This window comes from Flavobacterium sp., assembly GCF_049590715.1.
Lineage (GTDB): Bacteria > Bacteroidota > Bacteroidia > Flavobacteriales > Flavobacteriaceae > Flavobacterium.
On record NZ_JBAWDL010000172.1, the window covers coordinates 1 to 3113 of the forward strand.

At 35.6% G+C, this 3113-nt stretch carries 4 protein-coding genes; all 4 read right to left on the reverse strand.

Going from position 1 to position 3113, the window contains the following annotated elements; genetic code table 11:
• Positions 1-332: 332 nt before the first annotated feature.
• The 4 genes from sufD to WBQ70_RS07970 all read right to left on the reverse strand — a co-directional run bounded on the left by sufD (position 333) and on the right by WBQ70_RS07970 (position 2960).
• Entirely contained in the window at positions 333-1649 is a 1317-nt protein-coding gene (gene sufD / locus WBQ70_RS07955) for a Fe-S cluster assembly protein SufD (RefSeq protein ID WP_423912656.1), read from the reverse strand.
• Between the two features lie 73 nt (positions 1650-1722).
• Positions 1723-2475 (reverse strand): Fe-S cluster assembly ATPase SufC, encoded by a 753-nt coding sequence (gene sufC / locus WBQ70_RS07960; protein WP_423912659.1) that lies wholly within the window; start codon positions 2473-2475, stop codon positions 1723-1725.
• Positions 2476-2489: 14 nt separating this feature from the next.
• Positions 2490-2744: a Txe/YoeB family addiction module toxin gene (locus tag WBQ70_RS07965; RefSeq protein ID WP_423912664.1), complete on the reverse strand. Its 255-nt coding sequence runs from the start codon at positions 2742-2744 to the stop codon at positions 2490-2492.
• A gap of 9 nt (positions 2745-2753) precedes the next feature.
• Positions 2754-2960 (reverse strand): DUF2683 family protein, encoded by a 207-nt coding sequence (locus tag WBQ70_RS07970; RefSeq protein WP_423912662.1) that lies wholly within the window; start codon positions 2958-2960, stop codon positions 2754-2756.
• Positions 2961-3113 lie beyond the last annotated feature (153 nt).

Genomic DNA, 3113 nt, shown 5'->3' on the forward strand with positions numbered 1-3113 from the left:
GTTGGTTTATAATATTTTATTTCTATTAATAACAAAATCATCCCAAGCAACATAATATTGGGTAGATTGCTGCGAATATCATCACACTTAATTCAATCCCAAATATAAGAAAAACACCCTTACAAAACCAAAATTCCCTCACTAGCCCTGACAGCAGCGGCATCCTTGTGGCGGTCGGCGTTAAGCCGCCACAAGATATAGCGAATGGCAGGAACAATCATTCCTGAAACCACTTAATCCTTCTGCTCCTAAAAAACCCATAAAAAAAAGAGCATCAAGTATAAAACCTGATGCTCCTTTTGGAAATTTTATGAACCAGTGGTTCAGTAATGCTATAAATCGAATCCTATTTTCACGCCTAATTTATTAGCGATGATTTTAGTGATGCGTTGTTTTAATTCGGGTATTTTGATGCCTTCGATTACCGAGTTTGAGAACGCGTACATCAATAGGGCTTTGGCTTCTTTTTGAGGGATTCCACGTTGTTGCATGTAGAACAATGCAGTTTCGTCTAACTGTCCTACGGTACACCCGTGTGAACATTTTACGTCATCTGCAAAGATCTCTAATTGTGGTTTTGCATTGATGGTTGCTTTGTCGCTCAATAGGATGTTGTTGCTTTTTTGGAAAGCATTGGTCTTTTGGGCTTCTTTCTCCACATATACTTTTCCGTTGAAAACTCCTGTGGAGCGCTCTGAGAAAATACCTTTGTAATCTTGAAAACTCTCACAGTTGGGTTGTGCGTGTCTTACTAAGGTATAGTGATCCACGTGTTGTTTTCCTTCGATAATTGTGATTCCGTTTAGGGTACTTGTTAAACGTTCACCAAAATGGTAAAAATTCAGGTTGTTACGCGTCAAATTTCCACCAAAAGAGAACGTATGTACATAGACATGACTTTCTTTTTGTTGAGACACATAGGTGTTGTCTATTAAGTTGGCATCCAAATTGTCATTTTGGATTTTGTAATAATCCACAATGGCACGTTTTTGAGCAAAAATCTCCGTAACCGAGTTGGTTAAAACTGGATTGTCACTTAAACTTTGGTGACGTTCGATGATTTGTACATGCGAGTTTTCGCCCACGATCACCAAGTTACGAGGTTGCACCATCAAAGCAGATTCATTGCCTGTTGAGAAATACATGATTTCGATAGGCTTGTCGGCTACTTTGCTTTTTGGGATATTGATATAAGCACCTTCAGCAGCAAAAGCTGTATTCAACGAGGTCAAACTCTCGTCTTTACTAGCGATTTTGTTGAAGTAATTATCAATAACCATTTTGTATTTTGGTTTGTTCAATGCCGATGACATCAAGCAAACATCGATTCCGTCGTGAGTGGTAGAAGACAAATTCGAACTAAAAACACCATCAATAAATACTAGTTTATGTGTGTCCACTTCGTGTAAAAAGTATTTTTTTACATCTTTGAATTCAATTGCTCCTTCGTTTTTTGGGAATACGGTAAAGTCATTTTTTAAGATGGCGTTTAACGAAGTGTATTTCCAAGATTCTTCTTTTTTGGTAGGGAATCCTTTATTTTCAAAGTTTTTTAGAGCCTCAGTACGTACATCGTGTAATTGTGCATGCACATCGATACGTTCTTCAAACGCCATAAAAGACGATACTAATTTTTCTTTTAAATCCATTTTAGGTAGTTATAAGTTATGAGTTATAAGTTATGAGTTTTGCAAACTGCAAACTGTTAACTGCAAACTAATGTTACGCTTCTTGCTCTTGTTTGATCCAGTCGTATCCTTTTTCTTCTAGCTCATGAGCTAATGAGGCATCTCCTGATTTTACAATTTTACCGTTTAATAAAACGTGAACGTAATCAGGGATTATATAATCTAATAGACGTTGGTAGTGTGTAATTACTACAACGGCGTTTTTGTCGCTTTTAAGCTTGTTAACTCCGTTAGCAACGATACGTAAAGCATCAATATCCAATCCTGAATCGGTTTCATCAAGGATGGCTAATTTAGGCTCTAACATTGCCATTTGGAAAATTTCATTACGTTTTTTCTCTCCACCAGAGAATCCTTCGTTAAGAGAGCGAGAAAGAAATTTACGGTCGATCTCTAATAATTCTGATTTTTCACGAATTAATTTCAACATTTCGTTAGCTGGCATTTCGTCTTGTCCTTTGGCTTTACGTGATTCATTGATTGCTGAACGCATAAAGTTGGTTACCGAAACTCCTGGAATTTCAACTGGGTATTGAAACGAAAGAAACACTCCTTTATGTGCTCTTTCTTCTGGAGCTAGTTCGCCTAGGTCTTCACCGTCTAAGAAGATTTCACCATCAGTTACTTCATAATTTTCATTACCAGCAATGATAGAAGATAACGTACTTTTTCCGGCACCGTTAGGTCCCATAATAGCATGTACTTCTCCTGCTTTTACCTCAAGGTTAATCCCTTTTAATATTTCTTTGTCGCCAATTGAGGCGTGTAGATTTTTTATACTTAACATTTTGTTGCTTTTGTTTATTCGTAATGTCCTTTTAATGAAATTATACTTAAAATATCTATTGTATTCTCATCTATAATTTCGTAAATTATTCTATGTTCGCCATCAATCCTTCTTGACCAATAGCCTGATAATCCAAATTTTAATTGCTCGGGTTTCCCGATTCCTTTGTATGGGTCAACTTGAATTGCTTTTATTAGTTCAGAAATCTTTTTTATGATCGCCTTATTTCCCGACTTTGACCAAAAGTCTATATCTTTTTTGGCTTTTATTGGAAAATATTACTTCCATAAACGATCTAATTCTTCCATAGTCATTTTGATTCCCTTACCTTCTCTAACTTCTTTTGCAGCTTCCAAAATCTCTTTTACAAATTCAGGATTATATGGTTTATCTATTTTTTCTTCGATTTTAAAACCAAGCGATTTTGCCAATGATTTCAACAATGGAAAATCTTTTTTCTTAACATTTTTTAAAATAAGTTCCATAACAATTGCAATTTAATGTTGATTCTTCAAATTTACAAAAAACTATCCAACAGAACCTTCAAGAGAAATTTCCAATAACTTCTGTGCTTCCACAGCAAATTCCATTGGTAACTTATTCAATACATCTTTACTAAAACCGTTTACGATTAAAGC